Below are 22935 nucleotides of genomic sequence, written 5' to 3'. Positions count from 1 at the left end.
GGGCCATGCGCTTCGAACCGATCGCCGTGGTGGGACGCGGCTGCGTCATGCCGGACGCCCCCGACCCCGACACCTTCTGGAACAACGTCCTCGCGGGCCGGGTCAGCCTGCGCGACACCCCGCAGGACCGCCGGCGCCTGTCCGACGCCTGGGCGCTCGGCGATCCGGCCGACTGCACGGACCGGACCTGGAGCCGCACCGCCGGCTATGTCACGGACTTCACCGCGTCCGGTCCCCTGGACCCGTCCCTGGATCCCGTCTTCCACTGGACGTGGCAAGGAGCCGCCGCCGCACTGCGGGAGGCCGGCCAGGAACGACTGCTGCACCGCGCGGGACTGGTGCTGGGCAACCTGTCGTTCCCCACCACCGGAATGGCGTCCTACGCCGAACACATCTGGCTGCGCGACCAGCACCTGACGCCGGGCGGCCCGCCGCCGGATCCCCGAAACCGCTTCATGTCCGGTCTGCCCGCACATCTCGCCGCCCGCGAACTCGGCCTGGGACTCGGCGGGTTCGCCCTCGACGCGGCCTGTGCCTCCGCGCTCTACGCGATCGGGCTGGCCTGCCGGAAGCTGCAGGAGCGCCGGGCCGACCTGATGGTGGCGGGCGGAGTGAACAGCGCGGACGACCTCTTTCTCCAGGTCAGCTTCTGCAGCCTGGCGGCGATGAGCCGCAGCGGATCGAGCCGGCCCTTCCACCGGGACGCCGACGGTCTCGTCCCCGCCGAGGGCGCCGCCTTCGTCGCCCTGATGCGCCTCGACGACGCCCTCGCCTCCGGCGCGCCCGTCTTCGGGGTGATCCGTGGGATCGGCCTGTCCAACGACGGCCGGGGCGGCGGACTGCTCGTCCCGTCGGAGGACGGCCAGGAACGGGCGATGCGACAGGCCTACGAAGCCGCGGGCGTCGCCCCGGAGAGCGTCGGCCTGCTCGAATGCCACGCCACGGGCACACCCGTCGGTGACGCGGTCGAAGTACGCAGCGCGGCCCGGGTGTTCACCGACTCGGCGGACCTGCCGACGGGTTCGGCCAAGTCCAATGTGGGCCATCTGATCACCGCGGCCGGTGCCGCCGGGCTGCTGAAGGCGCTGGGCGCGCTGCGCGCCGGGATCCGCCCGCCGACGGTCGGCGCGGAGGAACCCCTCGCGGCGCTCGCCGGAACCCCGCTGCGGCTGCTGCACGAACCCGAGGAGTGGACCGGGCCGCGCCGTGCGGCGGTCAGCGCGTTCGGCTTCGGCGGCAACAACGCCCACCTGATCGTCGACGCCTGGACCGGCGACGACTCCGGAACCCCGGCGCTTCCCCCGCCGCCGCGCACCCCTCGGACGCCCGAGCCGATCGCCGTCGTCGCCGTCGGCGCGCGCGTCGGCGACGGCCGGGATCTGCACGATCTGCGGGACGCGCTGTTCGCCGGGCAGCGCCGGGACGATGCCCGCCACACCGTGGAAGTGGCCCTGGACGGGCTGCGGTTCCCGCCGCTGGACCTGGAACACACCCACGCCCAGCAACTCCTGGTACTTGAGGCGGCCCGCGAGGCGGCGGACCGTACGGCCCTGCCGGGGGACCGGACGATGGTGCTCATCGGCATGGGCTGCGATCCCGAAGTGGCCCGGTACATCACGCGCTGGCGGATCCCGGAGCTGCTGGACGAGAACAGCAGTCGTGTACGGGAGTTGCGGGACGCCGTCCAGTCGCCGCAGTCCGCGTCCGCCGTGGTGGGGACGATGCCCAATCTGGTCGCGAACCGGATCAGTGCCCAACTCGACCTGACCGGGCCCGGGTTCACGATCAGCGCGGAGGAGGCCTCCGGCCTCGTGGCGCTGGAGGTCGGCGCCCGGGCGCTGCGGGCGGGCGACGCCGACGCCGTGCTGGTCGGCGCGGTGGACCTCTCGCACGAGCCCGTCCACCGCGCGGCCCTGGCCGAACTCGGCCGGGACGACCGGCCGGGAGACGCGGCTGTCGTGCTGGTGCTCAAGCGACTCGCCGACGCCCGAGCCGACGGCGACACCGTTCTCGCCCTGCTGGACACGGAACTGACGGACACGGAACTGACGGACACAGGCCTGACGGACCTGGATCTGGCGGACCTGGATCTGACGGACGCGCCACCGTCCGAGAACCACGACGAGGAAGCCGTCGGGCGGCGGTGGACCGTCGGGGACCCCACGCAGCCGGGCGCCACGCCGGATCACTTCGACCCGGCCGATCTGTTCGGCCGTGCCCACGCCGCGAGCGGACTGCTCGCCGTGGTGTCCTCGGCGCTGGCCCTGCACCACCGGGCCGTACCACGGGCCGGCGCCCCGGCCCGCCCGGCGCTGCGTGCACGGACCGCCGTGGCCGGGGTGGAACCGCTGGGTGGGCCCGCCCGGCGGATACGGCTGCGTGCCGCCGACCCGGCTCCGTACCTCACCGAACTCCCGCGCAGGGTCCATGTGTTCTCGGGGGACAGTCGCGCGGACGTCGTGCGGGCCCTCGCCGAGGGCCGTGAGTCGCACGACGGTCCGGCCCGGCTGGCGCTGGCCGCCGCCGGCCCCGAGGATCTCGCGGACCGGACCGAGGCGGTGCGGAGATGGCTCGCCGGCGAGGGCGGCGCACGGCCGGACCTCACGGCGTTCCGCGACCGACCCGTGGGCGGCGAGGTGGCCTTCGTCTTCTCCGGGGGATCCATGGCGTACGCGGGTATGGGCGCCGACGTCATGCTGGCCTTCCCCGATCTGCTCGCCGCCGTCGAGGAGCGCAGCGGGCCGCTGCACGGGCTGGTGGGCTGGGCCCACGAGAGCGAGCGGCCACGTCCCCGGCATGCGCTCGACCAGATCTGGGGCGCGTCCGTACTCGGCCAGCTGCACGCCCGGATCACCCGAACGCTGCTGCGGATCGAACCGCAGGCCTCGCTCGGTTACTCCTCGGGCGAGTCCAGCGCACTGGCGTCGCTGGGTGCCTGGACGGACGTCACGGGCCTGTCCGCGCAGGCCCGGCGCGCCCAGCTGTTCGCCGACGGGGTGGTGGGCGAGCTGAAGGTGCCGCGCCGCGCCTGGCGGAAACTGGGTGTCGAGGGCACCGTATGGGCGAGTTACCAGGTGGAGGAGCCCGTCGAACGGGTGCGAGCCGCCATAGGGGACGAACCCGGGGTGCACCTGATGGTCGTCAACACCCCCGACTCCTGTGTGTTCGGCGGCGAGGCGAGCGGCTGTCTACGGGTCCTGGACCGGCTGGGCACCACCCAGGCGCTGCACATTCCCTACCAGGTCGCCGCACACGTACCGGAGTTGGCGGAGATCCGGGACACCTGGTGGCGGATGCACCATCTGCCCACCACCGATGTCGGGGTGCGTTTCTACACCTGCTCCACCAGTCGCTGGTACCGCGCGAGTGCCGACGCGGCGGCCGACGCGCTGACGGAACAGGCCCTGGGCCCGATCGACTTCGGCCGTACCGTCGAACAGGCCTGGGAGGACGGTGTCCGGGTTTTCGTCGAACACGGTCCCCGCAGCCACTGCGCGGGATGGATCAGGCGGGTCCTGGGGGACCGCGAGCACGTCGCGGTGTCCCTGGACGCTCCCGTGGGTCGTGGCATCAGCCAACTACTGCGCTCCGCAGTGGAGTTGGTTGCGGCGGGAGTGGAGGCGGACACCGACGCGCTGTGCGACACGCTGGCCGCGGCCCGGCCCGAGCCCCGAGCTGCGAGCCGTCGGCTCACCCTGCCCGCGCATCCACCGGCGATCCGGCTGCCCGATCCCGGCACACTACCGTCCCCCGAGGTGATGCCGAGGGCACCCCGGCTGCCGAGCACACCGGAGTACTACGCGGGCACGGACACGGACACGGACAAGGGCATGGGCGAGGGCATGGGCACGGTCCCGGCGTGCGACGCGCCAACTCGCCCTGCCCTCGGGGTGGTTGGGGATCCGGATCGGATCCTGCTCCCCGCGCCGGCCGCCGCTGCGCTGCCCGTCCTGGCCGAGGCCCCTGCCGCGCCGGTCGGTGTCACGCAGGCCCCCGGCACCCTGACGCGCCACCCCGCGACGACCGCGGTCATGGGGACACAACACCTCGTCGTTTCCGCCCACCGTCACTTCCTCGCCGTCCAGGCCCGGGTGCACGGGGAGTTCCTGGCGACACGCCAGAGGGCGGCGGCACACCTCCTGGCCGCTCGTCCGAACGCTGCCGGTTCGCCGCCGAACCCCATCGGTTCGCCCCCGCACCCGTCCGCGCCCGCATCCCTGCTCCCACCCCCACCCCCACCCCCACCCCCGTCCCCGCTCCCGGCGCCGTCGGCTCCCGTGGCAGTGGCCACACCCGTGGCCACACCAACCCCCGCCGCAGCCGACGTATCCAGCGGCTCCGTCTTCACCCGCGCCGACCTGGAACGTCTCGCCACCGGCCCGGTGTCCGCCCTGTTCGGCCCCCTGTTCGCCGCGCAGGACCAGTACCGGCGGCAGACCCGGATGCCCGCGCCGCCGATGCTGCTCGCGGACCGCGTCACCGGGATCGACGCGGAGCCGGCGTCCATGGGTACCGGGACCATCCGGACCGAGACCGACGTCCGGCCCGACAGCTGGTATCTCGACGCGTGCGGACGCATGCCCGCCGGCATCATGGTCGAGGCCGGCCAGGCCGACCTGCTGCTGATCAGCTGGCTCGGGGTGGATCTGCTCAACCGGGGTGAACGCGTCTACCGCCTCCTCGGCTGCGAACTGACCTACCACGGCAGCCCGCCACTCCCGGGCGACACACTCCGCTACGAGATCCACATCGACGGCCACGGCGAGCACGGCGGCATCCGGCTGTTCTTCTTCCACTACGACTGCTACGTCGGGGACGAACTCCGCCTGACCATGCGGGGCGGTCAGGCGGGCTTCTTCACCGACGACGAACTCGCGCGCACCGGCGGCGTGTTGTGGGACCCGGAGACCGAGACCCCCGACCCCGCACTGCCCTTCGACCCGCCACCTGTCAGCACCCCGGCGCGTTCCTTCGGGCCCGATGCGGTGCGGGCGTTCACCGAAGGCCGGCCCTTCGACTGCTTCGGCACCGGCTGGGAACTCACCCGTAGCCACATCCGTTCGCCCCGGACGGGCGACGGGAGGTTGCAACTCCTGCACGAGATAACGGAGTTCGACCCCACCGGCGGGCCCTGGGGTCGAGGCTTCCTACGGGCCGTCACCCAGATCTCACCCGACGACTGGTTCTTCGAGGGTCACTTCCCCGAGGACCCGTGCATGCCGGGCACCCTCATGTTCGAAGGCTGTCTGCAGGCCATGGCGTTCCATCTCGCCGCCCTCGGCTGCACCGTCGACCGTGACGGCTGGCGTTTCGAACCGGCCCCGGGCAACCCCGTGCCGATGCTCTGCCGAGGACAAGTGACGCCCGACAGCAGGCAGTTGACGTACGAGGTGTTCGTGTCGGGGCTGTCCACCGGACCCGAACCGGAACTGGTGGCGGACGTGCTGTGCACGGTCGACGGGGTCAAGGCGTTCCATGCGCGGGGCGTCCGGCTGCGGCTCGCTCCGGACTGGCCGCTGACCCACTGGCGGCAGCTCGGGCCCGCCGCGGTCCAGCCGACCGGCGTGCCCGTCCCGCACCGCGCGCTCGCCGGTCTCGTGGGCCACCACGAGGCGACGGCTGTCGCCGAGGCGGAGGGTTTCCGCTACGACTACGCCTCGATGCTCGCCTGCGCATGGGGCAAACCGAGCGAGGCATTCGGCGCCGCCTACGCCCCGTTCGACAGCGCCCGTAGGCTGGCGCGGCTGCCGGGGCCGCCGTTCCACTTCATGAGCCGTGCCGTCGCCGTGGAGGGTCCCGCCTGGGTGCCGCAGGCAGGCAGCGCGGTGGAGGTGGAGTACGAAGTCCCGGACCAGGTCTGGTACTTCGAGCAGAACGGCTTCCCCGTCATGCCGCTCGGGGTGCTCATGGAGGTCGTTCTCCAGGCCAGCGGCTGGCTGGCCTCGTATGTCGGCAGCGCCCTCGGTCACGACGAGGACCTGCTGTTCCGCAACCTCGACGGCACGGGAACGGTCCTGCGGGAGATCCGGCCCGGCACGAAGGTGCTGCGCACCCGGACCCGGCTGCTCGACATCGCGCACAGCGGCGACATGATCATCGAGACGTTCGGGGTGGAGTGCTTCGCCGACGGCGAGCCGGTGTTCTCGCTCACCACCGTGTTCGGCTTCTTCCCGCCGGCGGCGTTCGAGAACCAGATCGGACTGCCACCGACCGACGACGAACGGCGGGCCCTTGAACGGCCGTGCGACGTCCGTGTCGCTCTCGACGCCAGGCCCGCGAAGTACTTCGAGGGGCCGCTCCACCTGCCCGGTCCGATGCTGCTGATGCTCGACCGGGTGACCGGCTGGTGGCCGGACGGCGGACGGGCCGGGCTCGGGAGGCTGCGCGCGGAGAAGGATGTGGACGCCGACGAATGGTTCTTCAAGGCCCACTTCTTCCAGGACCCGGTCCAGCCGGGATCCCTGGGCGTGCAGGCCATGTACCAACTTCTCCAGTTCTACGCCATGGAGAGCGGACTGGGTGACGCCCTGCGCCGACCGCGCTTCGAACCGGTACTCCCCGGGCGGCCCCTCACCTGGAAGTACCGGGGCCAGGTGACCCCGCGCAACAGGACGATCACCGTCGAGCTGGAGGTCACCGAGACCGGCGAGACCGAACGCGGGCCGTACGCCCTCGCCGACGCCTGGCTGTGGGCCGACGGGACTCGCATCTACCACGTGACGGACCTCGGCATCGGACTGACCGAGGACGACGGCTGAGCGCCCTGCCCCTTCCCCGAGGACCCCTTCTCCGCGAACCCCTTCTCCACGAACCAAGGAGGTTCCACCGTGGCCCCGTACTACGCCGACGACCTCACCGAACTCGTCGACTTCGTCCGGCAGCACTCGCCCTACTACCGCGACCTGTACGCCGAGGTGCCGCCCGGCCCCGTGGTCCTGGAGGACCTCCCCGTCCTGGACCACTCGTCCTTCTGGGCCGCCAACACCGCCCACGACAGCCGGGTGCTCACCGGCCCCCTCACCGACGGCATCGTCTTCAAGTCCGGCGGCACCACGACCGAGCCCAAACTGTCCGTCTACACCCGACAGGAACTGCTGGGCATGAGCCGGCTCCAGGGCAACGGCTTCGAGCACGCCGGACTGCGCCCCGGCGACCGGATCGCCAACCTCTTCTACGCCGGGGAGCTGTACGCCAGCTTCCTGTTCAACGTGCTGTGCCTGCAGGAGTCCTCGGTACCGAACGTGCACCTGCCCGTCGCGTCCGCCCCGCTGGAGTACACGGCACATGTCATCCACGAGTTCGCCGCCACCGCGCTGTTGGGGCCGCCGACCACCATCTGCCAACTCGCCGCCCAGCTCACCGAGTTGGACCGGCCGGCGCCCGACGTCCGCCTCGTGATGTTCGGCGGCGAGTCGTTCTACGAGGACCAACGCCCCCTCCTCGAAGCGGCGTTCCCCAACGCCCGTATCCGCTCGATGGGTTACGGCAGCGTGGACGGCGGCATGCTCGGAGCGCCCGTGGCGGACGACCCCGATCCCCGGGTCCACCGCACCCACCGGCCACAGACGGTGATGGAGATCGTCGACGACGACACCGGCGAGCCCGTCAGGGAACCGGGCCGGCCCGGACGGCTCGTCGTGACCGATCTGGCCCGCCGGCTGATGCCCGTGATCCGGTATCCCACCGGGGACCGCGGCACCTGGGTGGACCGCGAGGAAGGGCTGTTCCGGCTGTTGGGCCGCTCCGACGAAGGCGCTCGGGTCGGGCCGATCACCGTGTATCTGGAGGATCTGCGCGCCGTGGTGCAGCAGGTGGCCGACGGCCGGCCCCTCGTCGGCATGCAGGTGGTGCAGCGCCGCAAGGACGGCCGGGACGAGCTGGTGGTGCGCATCGCGGGCGACCTCGGCGATCCGGACGCCGTGGGCAAGGCCGTCGCGAGCCGGCTCGACGAGATCCGCCCGATGTTCGCGGAGCACGTCGACGCCGGACTGATCAGCCCGCTGACGGTGGAGTGCGTTCCGGCCGCCGGGCTCGTCGTCAACTCCCGGACGGGAAAGCTGCTCCGGCTGATCGACGAACGCACGCCGTGAGCGCCCGCCGCCCAGCCCAGGGAACACGCCCCCGACCAGAACAGGAACCCTCATGATCCAAACTCGTCAAGGGGACCCTCGCCGACTCCATCGCCGTACGGAACAGGGTCCGGGTCCGGACGTCCTCCGCCGAGAGGGAGGCCTCGACCATGACGCGTGACACGGACGATCACGACACGGACCTTCATGACACGGATCTGTCGGACGTCGCCGTGGCGGAGGCCGGGGCCGAGGCGGTGACCCGCAACCTCGGCATCGTCAACGAGCGTGAGCAGGCGGCGTTGCGTGCGGCGACCGTGCTCGTGGCAGGCTGCGGCAGTGTCGGCGGCGCGGTGGTGGAACCGCTGGCGCGGCTCGGCGTGGTGCGCTTCCGGCTCGCCGACCCGGATCACTTCGACGTCTCGAACCTGAACCGGCAGGCCTGTGTGCTCGCTGACGCCGGTCGGCCGAAGCCCGAGGTACTGGCCGAGCGGGTGCGCGCCATCAACCCGTCCGCCGAGGTGACCGTCTGTCCGGAGGGGCTGACGCTGGAGAACCTGGACGAGGCGCTGGACGGTGTCCATGTCGCCTTCGACGCCATCGACCCGCAGATGTCCGCCTGGGTCAAGTACCAGCTCCACGAGCGTGCCGCACAGCGTGGCATCCCCGTTGTCGCGGGTGCGGACTTCGGCGGGAAACCTGCCGTGTACGTCTTCGACTACCGTCGCCGACCCGTGCCCTTCTACGGCACCGCCACCGCCGAGGCCCACCGGGAGGGCCGCGTCTGGGACTCCGTGCGCTGGTTCGGCAGGTCCCACTTCCCCAGCGACTACCTCCCGGTCATGGCCGACCGGTTGTCCCACGGCGGCACCTGGCCGCAGATCTCCTACTGTGTGCTCGGCATGGGCGCGTTGGGCAGCAGGGTGGTACTGGACCTGTTGATGAACCGCAGGACGCGGCACGTCGTCACCGTGGACCTGCACGCGGCGGCCATGCCCCGCGCGGCGGCGCTCGCCCACCGGGTCAGAATGCCGCTGGAACTCGCGCGGACCCTTCGAGCGGTCCGGTCGGCGGCCCGAGCATCGGTCCAGGCTCCGGCATCGGCCCACCTCCGTCCGCCCGAGTCCGCGGCCCCGCCCGTACGTCCGCTCCCCGAACGTCTCGCGATCGTGCTGCGGGGCGCCCGGCTCGCACCGTCCCCGTACAACGCCCAGCCCTGGCGCTTCGAGCCCCTCGACGGGCGTACGGTGCGACTCGCACCGGACCCCACGCGCTGGCCCTCCGCCGCACCCGACCCGCTGGGCTGGGCGGAGAGCCTCGGCTGTGCGCTGGGGGCGATGTCCTACCTCGCCCACGGGGAGTGGGAGGAAGGTGGAGCCACCGCCGATCCGGGCGAGGCGGACTGGTTCGCGGGCCGGTTCCACTGCGACCGACTGCGCGACGACGTGCTCGCCCGGCAGGGAGCTCTCGGCCTGCGCAGTACCCACCGGGACGATCTGCTGCGGACACCGCTCGACGGGACCACACTGAAGCGGATCGAACTGACGTGCACCGAGCGGAACCTCACCCTGGAAACGGTCACCGGAGCCACAGCCCTGGGCCGGCTCGCCCGCACCGAGCTCGACGCCGGGGAAGACGGGCGCGCGGACGACGGTGCGCTGTGGGAGTGGCTGAGGGAACGAGCACGAACCGAGGACGGCCGACGCTCCTTCGGTGATCCAAGCGATCTGCTCGCCGCTTCGGGAACGACCCATGCCGTCGGCCGCGTCCTGGGAAGCCGGATGGTGCCACCCCGGTGGGCGACACCACCGGCCATGGCGACGGCCCGTCTCCGGGCCCGAGGACTGCGCAACTGCGGAGCCGTACTGGTCCTGCGGGGCCCACGGCGGACGGTCACCGACAGGCTCGACGCGGGTGTGGCGCTGATGCGCGTGTGGCTCGCGTTGACCGAGGCCGGATACGCCGCCCAGCCACTGGGCCACGAGTCCGGCGGACCGGCGGCGCTCCGGACCGGCGGCGGCGCGGACCCGAACGACACGGTACTGGCGGTGCTGCGGGCGGGACGGGCCACCGCCGCGCCGGCCCGCCAGGTGACGCGCTGCCCGACCGACGCCTCCGTGCGGTGGACCGGATGGACGGGACGGTGACCGAAGCGCAGCCCGTCCCGGACCGGGCAGAAGGGGTGGGCCACCAACTGCTCCATGCGGGTCTTCGCGCGGGCCATGTCGGGGGGCGGGGTTGTTACTTCTGCGTGGCCGCTTCGGAGGGGACGGGTTGGTTGACGCGCAGGTGCTCCTTCAGTGCCCGCGCGGTGTTGCTGACGTGCAGCAGGGCGGCGGCCTGGCTGAGGGCGCTGTCGCGCGTGGTGAGTGCCGCGTAGATCGTCTCGTGCTCGGCGAGGGTCCGGCCCGCCGCCTGGTCGTCGACCAGGCCACGCCAGATCCTTGCGCGCAGCGTTCGGCCGGAGACGCCCTCCAGCAGGGTGAGCAGGGTTTCGTTGCCTGTCGCGGCGACGACCGCGCGGTGGAAGGCCGCGTCGTGCGCGTTGAGCAGTTCGACGTCCTCGCGGGCCTCGCGCATGGCGTCCAAGTGGCTTTTGACCTCGACCAGTTGGTCGTCGGAGATGCGCGTGGCGGCCAGTGCGGTGGCGGCCGGTTCGAGGAGCCGCCGTACCTCCATGAGGTCCTGCAGGACGGCGGAGTCGCCCTGCAGGAGTTCCACCGCCCCGCCCAGTCCCTCCAGGAGCAGGCTGGGCTGGAGACTGGTGACATAGGTGCCGTCGCCCCGGCGGACCTCCAGGATCCGGGCGACGGCCAGCGCCTTGACCGCCTCGCGGGCGAGATTGCGGGAGAGGCCCAGCTGGGCGGCCAGATCCGGTTCCGGGGGGAGCTTGGATCCCGGCGGCAGTGCGCCGGTGCTGATCAGCTCGCGGATCCGTTCGATGGCTTTGTCCGTCAGAGACACCGCGCACACCCTCCCCGGTCGTCGCCGCCGTGCATGTCCGCTCGGATCAGCCCCTGGGCGCGGAGTTCCTCCCAGAGGCCTTCGGGGACGGGTCGCCCGTGGAGTTCCATGTTTCGTCCGACCTGTTCCTGAGTCCGCATGCCGAGAGTGACAGTGATGATACTGGGACGGTTGCGGGTGAAGACGATCACGGCGGCGGACAGTGCGACAGGTCAGCGGCTGACGGCTGCTGTGCCGCCTGCCATGAGTGCTTCGACTTCGCTGAGCGTGGCCATGCTGGTGTCGCCCGGGGTGGTCATGGTGTGGGCGCCGTGGGCCGTGCCGTAGGCGAGGGCGCGTTCCAGGCGGGGGACTGACAACGGGCCGGGCCAGGGCTCGTCGCCGGTGAGCAGGCCGTGGATGAGGCCGGCGGCGAAACTGTCGCCTGAGCCGATGCGGTCGAGGATGTGCAGGCCCGGCATGTGGGGGCCGGCGACGTAGCCCGTTTCGGGCGACCAAGCGGCGGAGGTCCAGTCGTTGACCGCGGCTGAGGGCACTTCGCGCAGGGTCGTCGCCAGCACCTTGGCGGTGGGCAGTCGGCCGGCGATGTCGGCCAGCGCGTCCGGGACTTCGTCGGGGGCGAAGCGTGGGGCCTCGGGGCTGGTTCCGGCGAGGCCGAGCGCGCCGACCAAGACGTCGGCGTGGCGGGCGAGGTGCAGGTCGACCTGGCGGGCGGCGGCGGCCCCGCCTCGGCCGGTCCAGAGGCTGGGGCGGTAGTTGGGGTCGTAGGAGATGGTGATGCCGTGGCGGCGTGCGGCGGTCATGGCTTCGTCGGCGACGTCGAGGGTGGTGTCGGAGAGGGCGGCGAAGATGCCGCCGGTGTGGAACCAGCGGACGCCGCTGGTGAAGACGGTGTCCCAGTCGATGTCTCCTTTGCGGAGTTGGGAGGTGGCGGTGTGGGTGCGGTCGCTGACGCCGAGGGCTCCGCGGATGCCGTAGCCGCGTTCGACGAAGTTGAGTCCGTTGCGGGTGGTGCGGCCGTTGTTGTTGTCGGGTGTCCAGCGGATGTGGGAGGTGTCGACGCCGCCTTGGAGGATGAGGTCTTCGACGAGGCGGCCGACGGGGTTGTCTGTGAGGGCGGTGACGATGGCGGTGCGCAGTCCGAAGCAGCGGCGCAGGCCGCGGACGACGTTGTATTCGCCGCCGCCTTCCCAGACGTGGAAGGTTCGGGTGGTGCGGATGCGTCCTTCACCGGGGTCGAAGCGGAGCATGACCTCGCCGAGGGCGATCACGTCGGTAGTCCCGGTCACAGTGCGCTCCTGTCCACGGCTTCGCGGGTGAGCCGGCGGATGGTCGCGTAGTCGCCTCGCGCCAGGTGGGTGGCGGTGGCCATCCAGCTGCCTCCGACGGCGAGGACCGAGGGCACGGCCAGGTAGGCGGCGAGTTGCTCGGGCCTGATCCCGCCCGTGGGCACGAAGCGGGTCTGCGGGAAGGGCGCGCCGAGAGCCAGGAGGGTGGCCAGGCCGCCCAGAGCTTCGGCGGGGAACAGTTTCACCGTGTCGAGACCGGCGCGCAGAGCGCGCATCAGTTCCGTGGCGGTGGCGATGCCGGGGACCACGGGAACACCCAACTCCCGGCACTTGGCCACGACTTCCTCGTCGTAGCCGGGGGAGACGACGAAGCGGGCCCCTGCCTGTACGGCCCGTTCCGCCTGTTCGGGGGTGAGCACGGTGCCGGCACCGACGGTGAGTCCGCCGTGAGCGGCCATCTCCCTGAGTACCTGTTCGGCGCCGTGGGCGCGGAAGGTGACCTCGGCACAGGTGGCGCCGCCCGCTGTGAGCGCCTCGGCCAGTGGGGCGGCGGTGGCGGGGTCGGGCACGGTCAGTACGGGTATCAGTCGGGCGCCCCCGAGGACGCGGGCAAGGATGTTGGCCAGGGCCGGATCGCTGGTGTTGTTCATCGGCCGAGCCATCCGCCGTCGACGGGGAGGGTGGTGCCGTGGATGTAGGCGGCGGCGTCGGAGGCGAGGAAGACCGTGGCGCCGGCGAGGTCGTCGGCGCTGCCCCAGCGACCGGCGGGGATACGGTCCAGGATGGCTCTGCTGCGGGCCGGGTCGTCCTGGAGGGCTTGGGTGTTGTCGGTGGCTATGTAGCCGGGGGCGATGGCGTTGACGTTGACGCCGTGCGGCGCCCACTCGTTGGCCAACGCCTTGGTGAGTCCGGTGATGCCGTGCTTGGCGGCGGTGTAGCCGGGGACGGTGATGCCGCCCTGGAAGCTGAGCAACGACGCGGTGAAAATGACTTTTCCCTGTCCCCGTGCCACCATCGCCGCGCCGACGGCCCGGGTCAGCGTGAACTGTGCGGTCAGGTTGACCTGGAGGACCAACTCCCAGTCGACGTCCGAGTGTTCGGCCGCGGGGGCGCGGCGGATCGTGCCGGCGTTGTTGACGAGGATGTCGACGGACCGGGTGCGTGTGGCGAGGTCCGCTCCGAGGGTTCGTACGGCTTCGGGGTCGGCGAAGTCGGTGCGGATCGCCTCGAACGTACGGCCCGCTGCGGTGACGTCCTTCTCCACGTCGCTGCCGGAGGGCTCCAGGTTGGCGCTGATGCCGATGATGTCCGCGCCGGACCGGGCGAGGGCGCGGGCCATGGCGCGGCCGATGCCCCGGCGGGCGCCGGTGACGACGGCGAGCTTCCCGGTGAGGTCGAAGGCGTTCACGCTCCGGCTCCGTTCGTCCGCTCGGTGCAGTCCACGAGGATTTTCATGACGTCGCCGCCCGCTTCGAGGGCTTCGAAGGCGGCCGGTGCCTCGGTGAGCGGCACGACCTTGCTGATGAGCCGGTCGGCGGGGACGGTGCCGTCCGCGACGAGCGCCACCGCCTTCTCGAAGTCGGTGCGGTTGTACAACCGGGCGCCGACGAGGGTGAGTTCGCGCCAGAAGAAGCGGTGGAGGTTGACCTCCCGGGGCCGGGGATGGATGGCGACGAGACACAACCGGCCGCGCACGCCCAGCACTTCGACCGCAGTGTCCACGCCTGCCGCGGCGCCGGACACCTCGAAGGCGACGTCGGCGCCCGCGTCCCCGGTCCACTCCCGCACCAGCTCGGGCACATCGACGGCGGCCGGATCCCAGGTGGTAAGCCCCAACTCCGCGGCGATGGCACGCCGGTGGGGGCTGACTTCCACCACCCGTACGTCGGCTCCCGTGGCTCGTGCGACAAGGGCGATGAGGATGCCGACGGGCCCGCCACCGACGACGACGATCTGCTCGCCGGGGCGTACCGCGGCGCGCTGGACGTCGTGGACGGCTACGGCGGTGGGTTCGACGAGGGCGGCGCGGTGGAGGGGGAGAGTGTCGGGCAGGCGGACGAGGGTGGTGGCGGGTACGGTCCAGCGTTGCTGCATGGCGCCCGGGGAGTCGATGCCGATGAAGTCGAGGTGCTGGCAGATGTGTTGGTGACCGGTGAGGCAGGCGGGGCAGGTGTCGTCCCAGCGCAGCGGCATCACGGTGACCGCGTCACCGGGCGCCCAGCCCTCCACGTCCGATCCGATACGGGTGATACGGCCGGACATCTCGTGTCCGATGACGGCGGGGGTCTGGACGCGGGCGTCCATGTCCCCGTGGAAGATGTGCAGATCGGTGCCGCAGATCCCGACGTAGGCGGGGGCGAGTTCCACCTCGCCCGGACCCGGCGGGGCGGTCTCCGCGGGGGCCGTGTCCAGGGTGCGGGCGGCCGTGTAGCGGACGGCGAGGGTCATCGTGTGCTCAGGGTCCCTTCTGCGCGGACCCCGATGGTCAGCAGCAGGTTCGCGGAGGTGCGGATGTCGGCGGTGACGATCGCCAGTGCCAGGCCGGGAGAGCGGGCGGCGTCGTAGAACTCGAAGCGGCCGAGGGTCCCGACCGGGTCGGGGTGTGCGGGTGCCTTGGTGGTGCGCTCGGGGTGATGGCCGGGGTCGCACACCGGCTGGTGGGGGTCCACCGGGCGCCGGGTGTCAGACACGGGCGGCCCAGACCGGGCCGTCGGGGTACGTGTACTGCTTGAGGGACTCGGGGTGCATCTGGGCGCCGAGTCCGGGGAAGGTGGGGGCGAGGTAGTGGCCGTCGGCGATGCGCACCGGGTCGACGAAGTGCTCGTGCAGATGGTCGACGTACTCGATGACGCGGTCCTCGGTCGTGCCGGAGACGGCGATGTAGTCGAACATCGACAGGTGCTGGACCATCTCGCACAGCCCGACCCCGCCCGCGTGCGGGCACACGGGGACGCCGAACTTCGCGGCGAGCAGCAGGATCGCGAGGTTCTCGTTGACGCCGCCGACCCGCGCGGAGTCGATCTGCACGATGTCCACGGAGCCGGCCTGGAGAAGCTGCTTGAAGACGACCCGGTTGGCGATGTGTTCGCCGGTGGCGACCCTGATGGGGGTGAGGGCCTGGCGGATGGCGGCGTGGCCGAGGATGTCGTCGGGGGAGGTCGGCTCCTCGATCCAGTACGGGTCGTAGGGGGCCAGTTCGCGCATCCAGTCGATCGCGGGTTGCACGTCCCATCTCTGGTTGGCGTCGACGGCGATGCGGATGTCCGGGCCGACGGTCTCGCGGGCGGTGCGCATGCGGCGGATGTCGTCCCGAAGGTCCGCACCCACCTTCAGCTTGATCTGGGTGAAGCCGTCCGCGACCGCTTCGCGGGCCAGACGGGCCAACTTCTCGTCGGAGTAGCCGAGCCAGCCGGGGGTGGTGGTGTAGGCGGGGTAGCCGCGGTCCAGGAGGAGGGCGACGCGCTCCGCGCGGCCGGGTTCGGCCTGCTTCAGGATCTCCAGCGCCTCTTCGGGGGTGAGGGCGTCGCTGAGCCAGCGGAAGTCGACCTGGGCTACCAGCTCCTCGGGTGACATCTCGCCGAGGAAGCGCCAGACGGGCTTGCCGGCGCGCTTCGCCGCGAGGTCCCAGGCGGCGTTGACGACGGCGCCGGTCGCCATGTGGATGGCGCCCTTCTCCGGTCCCAGCCAGCGCAGTTGGGGATCGTGGACCAGGGAGCGGGAGAACGCGCCGAGGTCGGCGCACACCTCCCGCACCGACCGGCCGACGACATGCGGGGCGAGCGCAGCGATGGCCGCGGCCTGGACGTCGTTGCCGCGGCCCGTGGTGAAGGCCAGAGCGTGGCCCTCCAGCCCGTCGCCCGCATCGGTGCGCAGGACCACGTAGGCGGCCGAGTAGTCGGGCTCGGGGTTCATCGCGTCCGAACCGTCCAGCTGCTCCGACGTCGGGAAGCGTACGTCGAGGACGTCCACGGCGATGATGCGAGCGGATGCCGGTACGGGGGACTCAGCGCAGGACATGGCAACTCCTAGGGGGCAGGGGGCGTGGACCCTGCGACGAGAGAGGGCGAGAGCGGGGAGGACAGCGGGGGGTTCGGCGGCCGTGCGGTTCCCGTGGATCCCGGCGACGGCAGCCAGCTCAGTCCTGGACCTTGCCGCCCGTGATGCGCGAGATCATCAGCGCGACCAGGATGATCAGGCCGTTGAGGGCGCCGATCCACTGCGCGGGGACGCCGCCCAGGGTGAGCACGTTCTGGATCATGAAGAGCAGCAGGATGCCGCTGAAGGCCCCGAACATGGTGCCCTTGCCGCCGTTGAGGCTGATCCCCCCGATGACGGCGGCGGCGAAGACGGTGAAGATGTAGCCGTTGCCCTGCGCGGAGGCCACCGAGGCCAGCCGCCCCGAGAGCAGCAGTCCGGCGAGGGCGGCGAGCACGCTGCCGGTGATCAGGACGATCCACAGCACCCGGTCGGTACGGATACCGGCCGCCTTCGCGGCGTCGACGTTGCCGCCGATGGCGTACAGGGAGCGGCCGAAGCTGGTCCAGCCGAGAACCACGACGGCGATGGCGAACAGTGCCAGACAGAGCCAGATGGAGGCCGGCATCCCGAACCACTGGGCCGTGCCCAGGTAGAGCATCGACTCCGGCAGCTGGAAGAAGGTCTGGCCGCCCGAGATACCGGTCAGGACACCGCGCAGCACGATCAGCATGCCGAGGGTGACGATGAAGCCGTTGAGGCCGAAGCGGATGATCAGCAGGGAGTTGACCACACCGATCAGCAGGCCCATGGCGAGGGTGACCGGGATCGCCCAGGCCCCGGGGAGGAGCCCGAGGCCGTGTCCGGCACCGGTCGGAACGACCAGCCAGGCCGCGACGCCGGGCGCGAGGCCCATGGTCGACTCCAGGGAGAGGTCCATCTTCTTGACGATCAGGATCATCGTCTGGGCGAGGACCAGCAGTGCGATCTCGGACATCGTCTGCAGAACGTTGATCAGGTTGTCGGTCTGCAGGAAGACCGGGCTGACGATCTGTCCGACGATCGCGATCGCCACGATCGCGGGGACCAGCGCGAGGTCGCGCAGCCTGGCCAGCGGTATCCGGCCGCCGAACAGTGCGGTCCGTCGGGCCCCCGGCTCGGCGGCCTTCGGCGCGGGAGTCTCGGCGAGAACGGTTTCAGGCATGGAGGTCCACTCCTTCCATCGCGGCCACGAGGTCGTGGTCGTGCCAGCCGCGGGTGATCTCTGAGGTCACTCGGCCCTGGAACATCACCAGAACCCGGTCGCACATCCGCAGGTCGTCGAGTTCGTCGGAGGCGATGAGCACTCCGGTCCCGGTCTGCGCGGTCTCCTCGACCTTGCCGAGGAGGAACTCCTTGGAGCGCACGTCCACGCCTGCGGTCGGGTTGATCAGCACCAGCAGTCGCGGGGCGTCGGCCAGGGCGCGGGCCATGACGACCTTCTGCTGGTTGCCCCCGGACAGCGCCGACACGGGCAGTTCGGGACCCGGTGTCTTGATCGCCAGGTTCTCGATCATCCCCTCGGCGAGCCGGTCCCGGGTGCGGCCGCTGACGAACCCGTTCCTGCCGAGCCGGTGGGGCACGGACAGGGTGGCGTTGTCCGCGATCGACATGTCGGGGACGAAGCCCTGGTGGTGGCGGTCCTGCGGCACGAAGCCGGCGCCCGCGGCGAGCGCGGCGGGGACACTCCCCGGCCGGGGCCGCCGCCCGGCGATCGCGACCCGGCCGGCGTCCGCCGCCCTGAGGCCCACGACGGTCTCGGCGATCTCCGTGCGACCGCTGCCGGCGGCTCCCGCGAGTCCGACGATCTCGCCGGCGCCCACCTGGAAGGTGACCTCGTCGTAGGCCTCGCCGCTCAGTTCGCTGACGTGCAGTGCGGCGGTCGCTTCCGCGACCAGCGAACTCGTCCGCTCCTCGCGCCGGTCGCCGGCCGCCTCGCCGGTCATGGCGGCGACGAGTTCGGTGCGGGGAAGCTCGGTGACCGGGGCGGTCAGGATGTGCCGGGCGTCCCGGAACACCGTCACCATGTCGCAGATCTCGTAGACCTCCTGGAGGTGGTGACTGATGAACAGGAAGGTCACGCCCTGGCCCTGCAGGTCCCGGATCCGGTCGAAGAGCCGGTTGATCGCCGCGCCGTCGAGCTGGGCGGTCGGCTCGTCGAGGACGATGAACCGCGCGCCGAACGACAGTGCGCGGGCGATCTCCACGAACTGCCGCTGTTCCACGTTCAGTTCACCGGCCGGGGTCTGCGGATCCACGTCCACCGACCAGGTCGACAGCAGCTCCTGGGCCCGGCGTCGTACGCCCTGCCAGGTGATGAGCCGGCTGCGGCCGTGATCGTGCCGGTTCAGGAAGAGGTTCTCGGCGACGGTCAGCGTGGGGATGATCGTCGACTTCTGGTAGACGCAGGCCACCCGGCTGCGCCAGGCGTCGCGGTCCGAGGGCCGGGGGGCCGGGGCGCCGCCGAAGGTGACCGTGCCCTCGTCGGGCGCCTGAAGTCCGGTGAGGACGGACACCAGGGTCGACTTGCCGGCTCCGTTGCGGCCGACGAGCGCGTGGGTCTCGCCGGGCCTGATGGTGATCCGGGCGCCGTTCAGTGCCACCGTCGGACCGAATCGTTTGACTATGCCCGTCGCCTCGACGACGGGCGGGCCGGACGTGGCCCGTCCGTCGTCCGCCGGGGCGGGCTCGGGGGTGACTGCTCGGTCCCCGTCGCTCATCTCAACCGCCTTGTGTTCGTCGGTCCGGAAGTCCTGGCGGTCCGTCAGCCGAGGTTGTTGCCCCACAGGGACTTCTCGTCGCTCTTGATGCTGGGGACACCGCCGTAGGTGCCGCCGTCGGCGGTGACGAGCGGGGCGGAGAGCTGGTCCTCCAGGAGACCTTCACGGACCTGGATGATGGTGCTGTCGTGGTCCGTTCTGCCCGGCTTGAACGTCTTCCCGTCGATCGCGGCCTTCAGGTAGTACAGGGCGTACTTGGCGTACAGGTCGGCCGGCTGGGAGACGGTGGCGTCGATCTTGCCGTCGGCGATGGACCTGAGCTCCTCGGGGATGCCGTCGTTGGAGACCACGAACACGTGCTTCCTGTCCGACGGCTCGACCAGCAGGCCCTTCTGCTTGAGGACCTGGAGGGTGCCGGCCAGGGCGAAACTGGACTGCATGTAGACGCCCTTGATGTCCGGGTTCGCGGTCAGGTCGGTCTGCAGCTTCTGCGCCGCGACGGCGCCGTCCCAGTTGGTGGCCTCGCCGAACACCTTGACGGCCGGGAAGTTCTTCTTCATGCAGTCGTTGAACGCCTCGGTGCGGTCACGGCCGTTGATGGAGTCCAGGCCGCCCTGGAGCATGACGACCTTGCCCTTGCCGCCGAGCTTGGTGCCCAGGTACTGGCACGCCTTCTCGCCGTACGCCCGGTTGTCGGCGCGCACCACCATGAAGACCCTGCCGCTGTCGGGGCGGGTGTCGACGGTGACGACGGGGATCTTCTTCGCCTCCAGCTGAGCCAGCGTCGGCGCGACGGCCGCCGTGTCCTGCGGGGCCATCGCGACACCCTTGACGCCCTGGCTGATGAACGTCTGCGCGTTGGCCGTCAGCTTGGCGACGTCGTTCTGCGAGTTGGTGGTCTTGAGCGAGAGGCCGAGCTCCTTCGCGTACTCCGGCGTGTACTTGATGTACGAGTTCCAGAAGTCGGTGTCGGAACGCGGGTAGTCCACGCCGACCAGCGGTGCGCCGCTCGACGACGCCGAGCTGTCGGAGCCGCTGCCACAGGCGCTGAGCAGCGCCAGGGCGGACAGGGCGGCGGCGGTGGAACAGAGAGCGTTTCTGAATCTCATCGGTACTTCCTCACGCTGGTCCCGAAGCGGGAGATTTTCCGCAAGAGCGACGATTTTACGTCGCCGTCTGGGAGAGATGGGATGTTTATAGGGTGCGCGATGAGATCACGTCTAGCCCTTGACGTAATTTCCCCGAAACTGGCAGGTCACTTGTGAAGCGAGATGCCGTCGGTGGCGGCTGTGAAGGTTGGATCCATCCCATCAATCGATCACATCGCCAGTCATTGGCTGCCCGACCTCGGTTGGACCGCACCCGAAGACATGCGATGTCTGATCGACTGAATACCTGACCAAAACGCAAGAAAAGGCGCAAAATGCCTGGCCGAGTGATGCCACTCATCCCTGCACGCCCGTTGACATCCCGGGGACACATGGTCGATCTTCGTGCGTAACAAGTGGCGACCCGGACACCGTGAGTGGCGGCGGACTCCCGTTCCCCACGTCCCCCCTCTGTCACCTTCCGTATCGAGGATGTCTTCATGTCGAGTTCGAGCAACAGGCGCCAGTTCCTGGCCAGTGCCACCTTCGTGGCCGCGACGGCCGTCGCCGGAGGCATCTTCGGTGCCGGCGGCGCGCAGGCGGCGCCCAGCACGTACACACCCGACTGGAACTCGGTCGACCAACACCCGGCGGCCCCGGAGTGGTTCCAGGACGCCAAGTTCGGCATCTACTTCCACTGGGGCGTCTTCAGCGTTCCGGCGTACGGCAACGAGTGGTATCCGCGCAACATGTACGAGAGCGGCAACAACGCCAACCAGCACCACATCGCGACCTACGGCCAGCCGTCCGCCTGGCCGTACCACAACTTCATCAACGGCGCGAAGGACCTGGCGGGCAACACCGTGCAGTTCGCCCCGAAGCTGAAGTCGGCGGGCGGTAACTTCGACCCCGACGAATGGGTGCAGCTGTTCGTCGACGCGGGTGCGAAGTACGCCGGGCCGGTCGCCGAGCACCACGACGGCTTCTCGATGTGGGACAGCCAGGTCAACGAGTGGAACTCGGTCGCCAAGGGACCGAAGCTGGACCTGCTGGGCCTGTTCACCTCGGCGATCCGCAACAGGGGCCTCAAGCTGCTGGTCGCCATGCATCACGCGTACAACTACAACGGCTTCTACGAGTTCGCGCCCGCCCAGACCGACCCCAGCCTGAAGAAGCTCTACGGGCAGCTCGGTGCGGCGGCGGAGAACCAGCTCTGGTACGACAAGCTCAAGGAGGTCATCGACCGGGCCAAGCCCGACATCCTCTGGCAGGACTTCAAGCTGGACGCCGTCGACGAGACACAGCGGCTGAAGTTCCTGTCGTACTACTACAACCAGGCCAACACCTGGGGCCGTGAGGTCGTCGCCACGTACAAGGACGGCATGAACGGCAAGGGCGAGGTCTTCGACTACGAGCGGGGCGGGCCGGGCGACCTCACGACCCCCTACTGGCTGACCGACGACAGCATCTCCAGCTCCAGTTGGTGCTACACGCAGGGCATCGGCTACTACAGCACCAAGCAGATGCTGCACTCGTTTCTCGACCGGGTCAGCAAGAACGGCAACGTGCTGCTGAACATCGCGCCGATGGCCGACGGGACCATCCCCCAGGCGCAGAAGGACATCCTGCTCGGCATCGGCGACTACCTGAAGCGCTTCGGCGAGTCGGTGTACTCGACCCGCGCCTGGAGCGTGTACGGCGAAGGCCCGACGAAGATGGGCGGCGGGTCCTTCACCAACCCGACCGCCGGCACGGCACAGGACATCCGTTTCACCCGCGACAAGGCGAACACCGTCCTGTACGCCACCGTCCTGGGCTGGCCCGGCAGTTCACTGACGATCAAGACGCTCGCCTCGGGCCAGATCAACCTCTCCTCGCTGACGTCGGTGAAACTGCTCGACTCGACGGCCGGCAGCTACATCAGTCTCCCGACGCCGGTACAGACCTCCTCCGGGCTGACGGTGTCCCTGCCGTCCTCGGCGCCGTACAACGCCAACGCCTACGTCCTGAAGCTCAGCTTCTCCGGCGGGATTCCCAGCCTGCGGCCGCTGACCGGAGCCGTCGCCTTCAAGGACGTCGACTACGCCGATCCCGGTACCGTCCTCGCCGTCGGCGACTACACCGCCGCCCGGTTGCAGCAGGCCGGCCTGGGCACGCTCAGCCTGTCCTCGCTCTGGCTGGCCCCCGGCTACCGGCTCGTCGGCTACTCGGGCGACAACTTCACCGGTACCTCGTGGACCTTCACCGCGGACAACCCCGACCTCCGGGCCACCGGCAACAACGACCAGGTCGCCTCGCTGAGAGTCCAGTTCAACCCGTCGACGTACTTCCGGATCACCAACGTCACCAACGGGCTCGCACTGGACGGCGGCGGCAGCACCACCTTCGGGGCCAACCTCAAGCAGTGGACATGGGACGGGAGCACCAACCTGCAGTGGCAGGCGGTGGACATCGGCAACGGCTACTACCGGCTGGTCAACCGCACCACCGGCATGGTCGCCGACGGCTGGGGCGCCACGGCCGACGGCTCCGTCGCCCAGCAGGCGGCGTGGAGCGGCGGAGACAACCAGCAGTGGACGATCACCCACAGGGGCGCCGGCCGCTACTCGATAGCCAACCGCACCACCGGCCTGGTCCTCGACGGAGGCGGCAATGTCGCCTCCGGCTCCGTCGCCAAGCAGTGGACGTACGACAGCAGTACCAACCTGCTGTGGACCTTCACGGCGCTCTGATCCACCAGGCAGGAAAGAAGGCGGTGGCGTCCACCAGCCCGGGCGCAAGCTCGGGCTGG

General features: G+C 70.6%; 14 protein-coding genes. 4 read left to right on the top strand and 10 right to left on the bottom strand.

The window, feature by feature from the left end; genetic code table 11:
- The first annotated feature begins 5 nt into the window (after positions 1 to 5).
- The 3 genes from OG241_RS05065 to OG241_RS05055 all read left to right on the top strand — a co-directional run bounded on the left by OG241_RS05065 (position 6) and on the right by OG241_RS05055 (position 10216).
- Positions 6 to 6758, top strand: coding sequence for a beta-ketoacyl synthase N-terminal-like domain-containing protein (locus tag OG241_RS05065; protein ID WP_405813907.1), 6753 nt, complete (start codon positions 6 to 8; stop codon positions 6756 to 6758).
- Positions 6759 to 6827: 69 nt separating this feature from the next.
- A complete protein-coding gene (locus OG241_RS05060; RefSeq protein ID WP_405813906.1) occupies positions 6828 to 8090 on the top strand; it encodes a phenylacetate--CoA ligase family protein in 1263 nt (420 codons plus the stop codon).
- Positions 8091 to 8239: 149 nt separating this feature from the next.
- Positions 8240 to 10216: a ThiF family adenylyltransferase gene (locus OG241_RS05055; protein WP_405813904.1), complete on the top strand. Its 1977-nt coding sequence runs from the start codon at positions 8240 to 8242 to the stop codon at positions 10214 to 10216.
- 94 nt (positions 10217 to 10310) lie between these two features.
- On the opposite strand, the gene OG241_RS05050 is transcribed toward OG241_RS05055, so the two are convergent.
- The 10 genes from OG241_RS05050 to OG241_RS05005 all read right to left on the bottom strand — a co-directional run bounded on the left by OG241_RS05050 (position 10311) and on the right by OG241_RS05005 (position 20165).
- Positions 10311 to 11033: a FadR/GntR family transcriptional regulator gene (locus tag OG241_RS05050; RefSeq protein WP_405813903.1), complete on the bottom strand. Its 723-nt coding sequence runs from the start codon at positions 11031 to 11033 to the stop codon at positions 10311 to 10313.
- 212 nt (positions 11034 to 11245) lie between these two features.
- Positions 11246 to 12322: a sugar kinase gene (locus OG241_RS05045; protein WP_405813902.1), complete on the bottom strand. Its 1077-nt coding sequence runs from the start codon at positions 12320 to 12322 to the stop codon at positions 11246 to 11248.
- Positions 12319 to 12972 carry a bifunctional 4-hydroxy-2-oxoglutarate aldolase/2-dehydro-3-deoxy-phosphogluconate aldolase gene (locus OG241_RS05040; RefSeq protein WP_405813901.1) on the bottom strand — a complete coding sequence of 218 codons (654 nt, stop codon included), beginning with the start codon at positions 12970 to 12972 and terminating at the stop codon, positions 12319 to 12321. The genes OG241_RS05045 and OG241_RS05040 overlap by 4 nt, the downstream gene beginning before the upstream one ends.
- On the bottom strand, positions 12969 to 13730 hold the full coding sequence (locus OG241_RS05035; RefSeq protein ID WP_405813900.1) for an SDR family oxidoreductase: 762 nt from the start codon (positions 13728 to 13730) through the stop codon (positions 12969 to 12971). The genes OG241_RS05040 and OG241_RS05035 overlap by 4 nt, the downstream gene beginning before the upstream one ends.
- Positions 13727 to 14770 (bottom strand): zinc-binding dehydrogenase, encoded by a 1044-nt coding sequence (locus tag OG241_RS05030; RefSeq protein ID WP_405813899.1) that lies wholly within the window; start codon positions 14768 to 14770, stop codon positions 13727 to 13729. Before OG241_RS05030 ends, OG241_RS05035 begins: the two co-directional genes overlap by 4 nt.
- On the bottom strand, positions 14767 to 15012 hold the full coding sequence (locus OG241_RS05025) for a hypothetical protein (RefSeq protein ID WP_405813898.1): 246 nt from the start codon (positions 15010 to 15012) through the stop codon (positions 14767 to 14769). The genes OG241_RS05030 and OG241_RS05025 overlap by 4 nt, the downstream gene beginning before the upstream one ends.
- Complete coding sequence (locus OG241_RS05020; protein ID WP_405813897.1) at positions 15005 to 16339, bottom strand: L-fuconate dehydratase; 1335 nt, start codon at positions 16337 to 16339, stop codon at positions 15005 to 15007. The genes OG241_RS05025 and OG241_RS05020 overlap by 8 nt, the downstream gene beginning before the upstream one ends.
- Positions 16340 to 16457: 118 nt before the next feature.
- A complete protein-coding gene (locus tag OG241_RS05015; RefSeq protein ID WP_405813896.1) occupies positions 16458 to 17501 on the bottom strand; it encodes an ABC transporter permease in 1044 nt (347 codons plus the stop codon).
- A complete protein-coding gene (locus OG241_RS05010; RefSeq protein ID WP_405813894.1) occupies positions 17494 to 19056 on the bottom strand; it encodes a sugar ABC transporter ATP-binding protein in 1563 nt (520 codons plus the stop codon). Before OG241_RS05010 ends, OG241_RS05015 begins: the two co-directional genes overlap by 8 nt.
- Before the next feature lie 44 nt (positions 19057 to 19100).
- Positions 19101 to 20165, bottom strand: a complete 1065-nt coding sequence (locus OG241_RS05005) for a sugar ABC transporter substrate-binding protein (protein ID WP_405813893.1) — start codon at positions 20163 to 20165, stop codon at positions 19101 to 19103.
- Between the two features lie 479 nt (positions 20166 to 20644).
- Here OG241_RS05005 and OG241_RS05000 point away from each other — a divergent pair, with 479 nt between their 5' ends.
- Entirely contained in the window at positions 20645 to 22876 is a 2232-nt protein-coding gene (locus OG241_RS05000) for an alpha-L-fucosidase (RefSeq protein ID WP_405813892.1), read from the top strand.
- Positions 22877 to 22935 lie beyond the last annotated feature (59 nt).

It is taken from the genome of Streptomyces sp. NBC_01390, assembly GCF_045040105.1.
Taxonomy (GTDB): domain Bacteria; phylum Actinomycetota; class Actinomycetes; order Streptomycetales; family Streptomycetaceae; genus Streptomyces.
The sequence above is the reverse complement of the archived record's forward strand: the minus strand, read 5'-3'. Positions and strand labels throughout refer to the sequence as shown.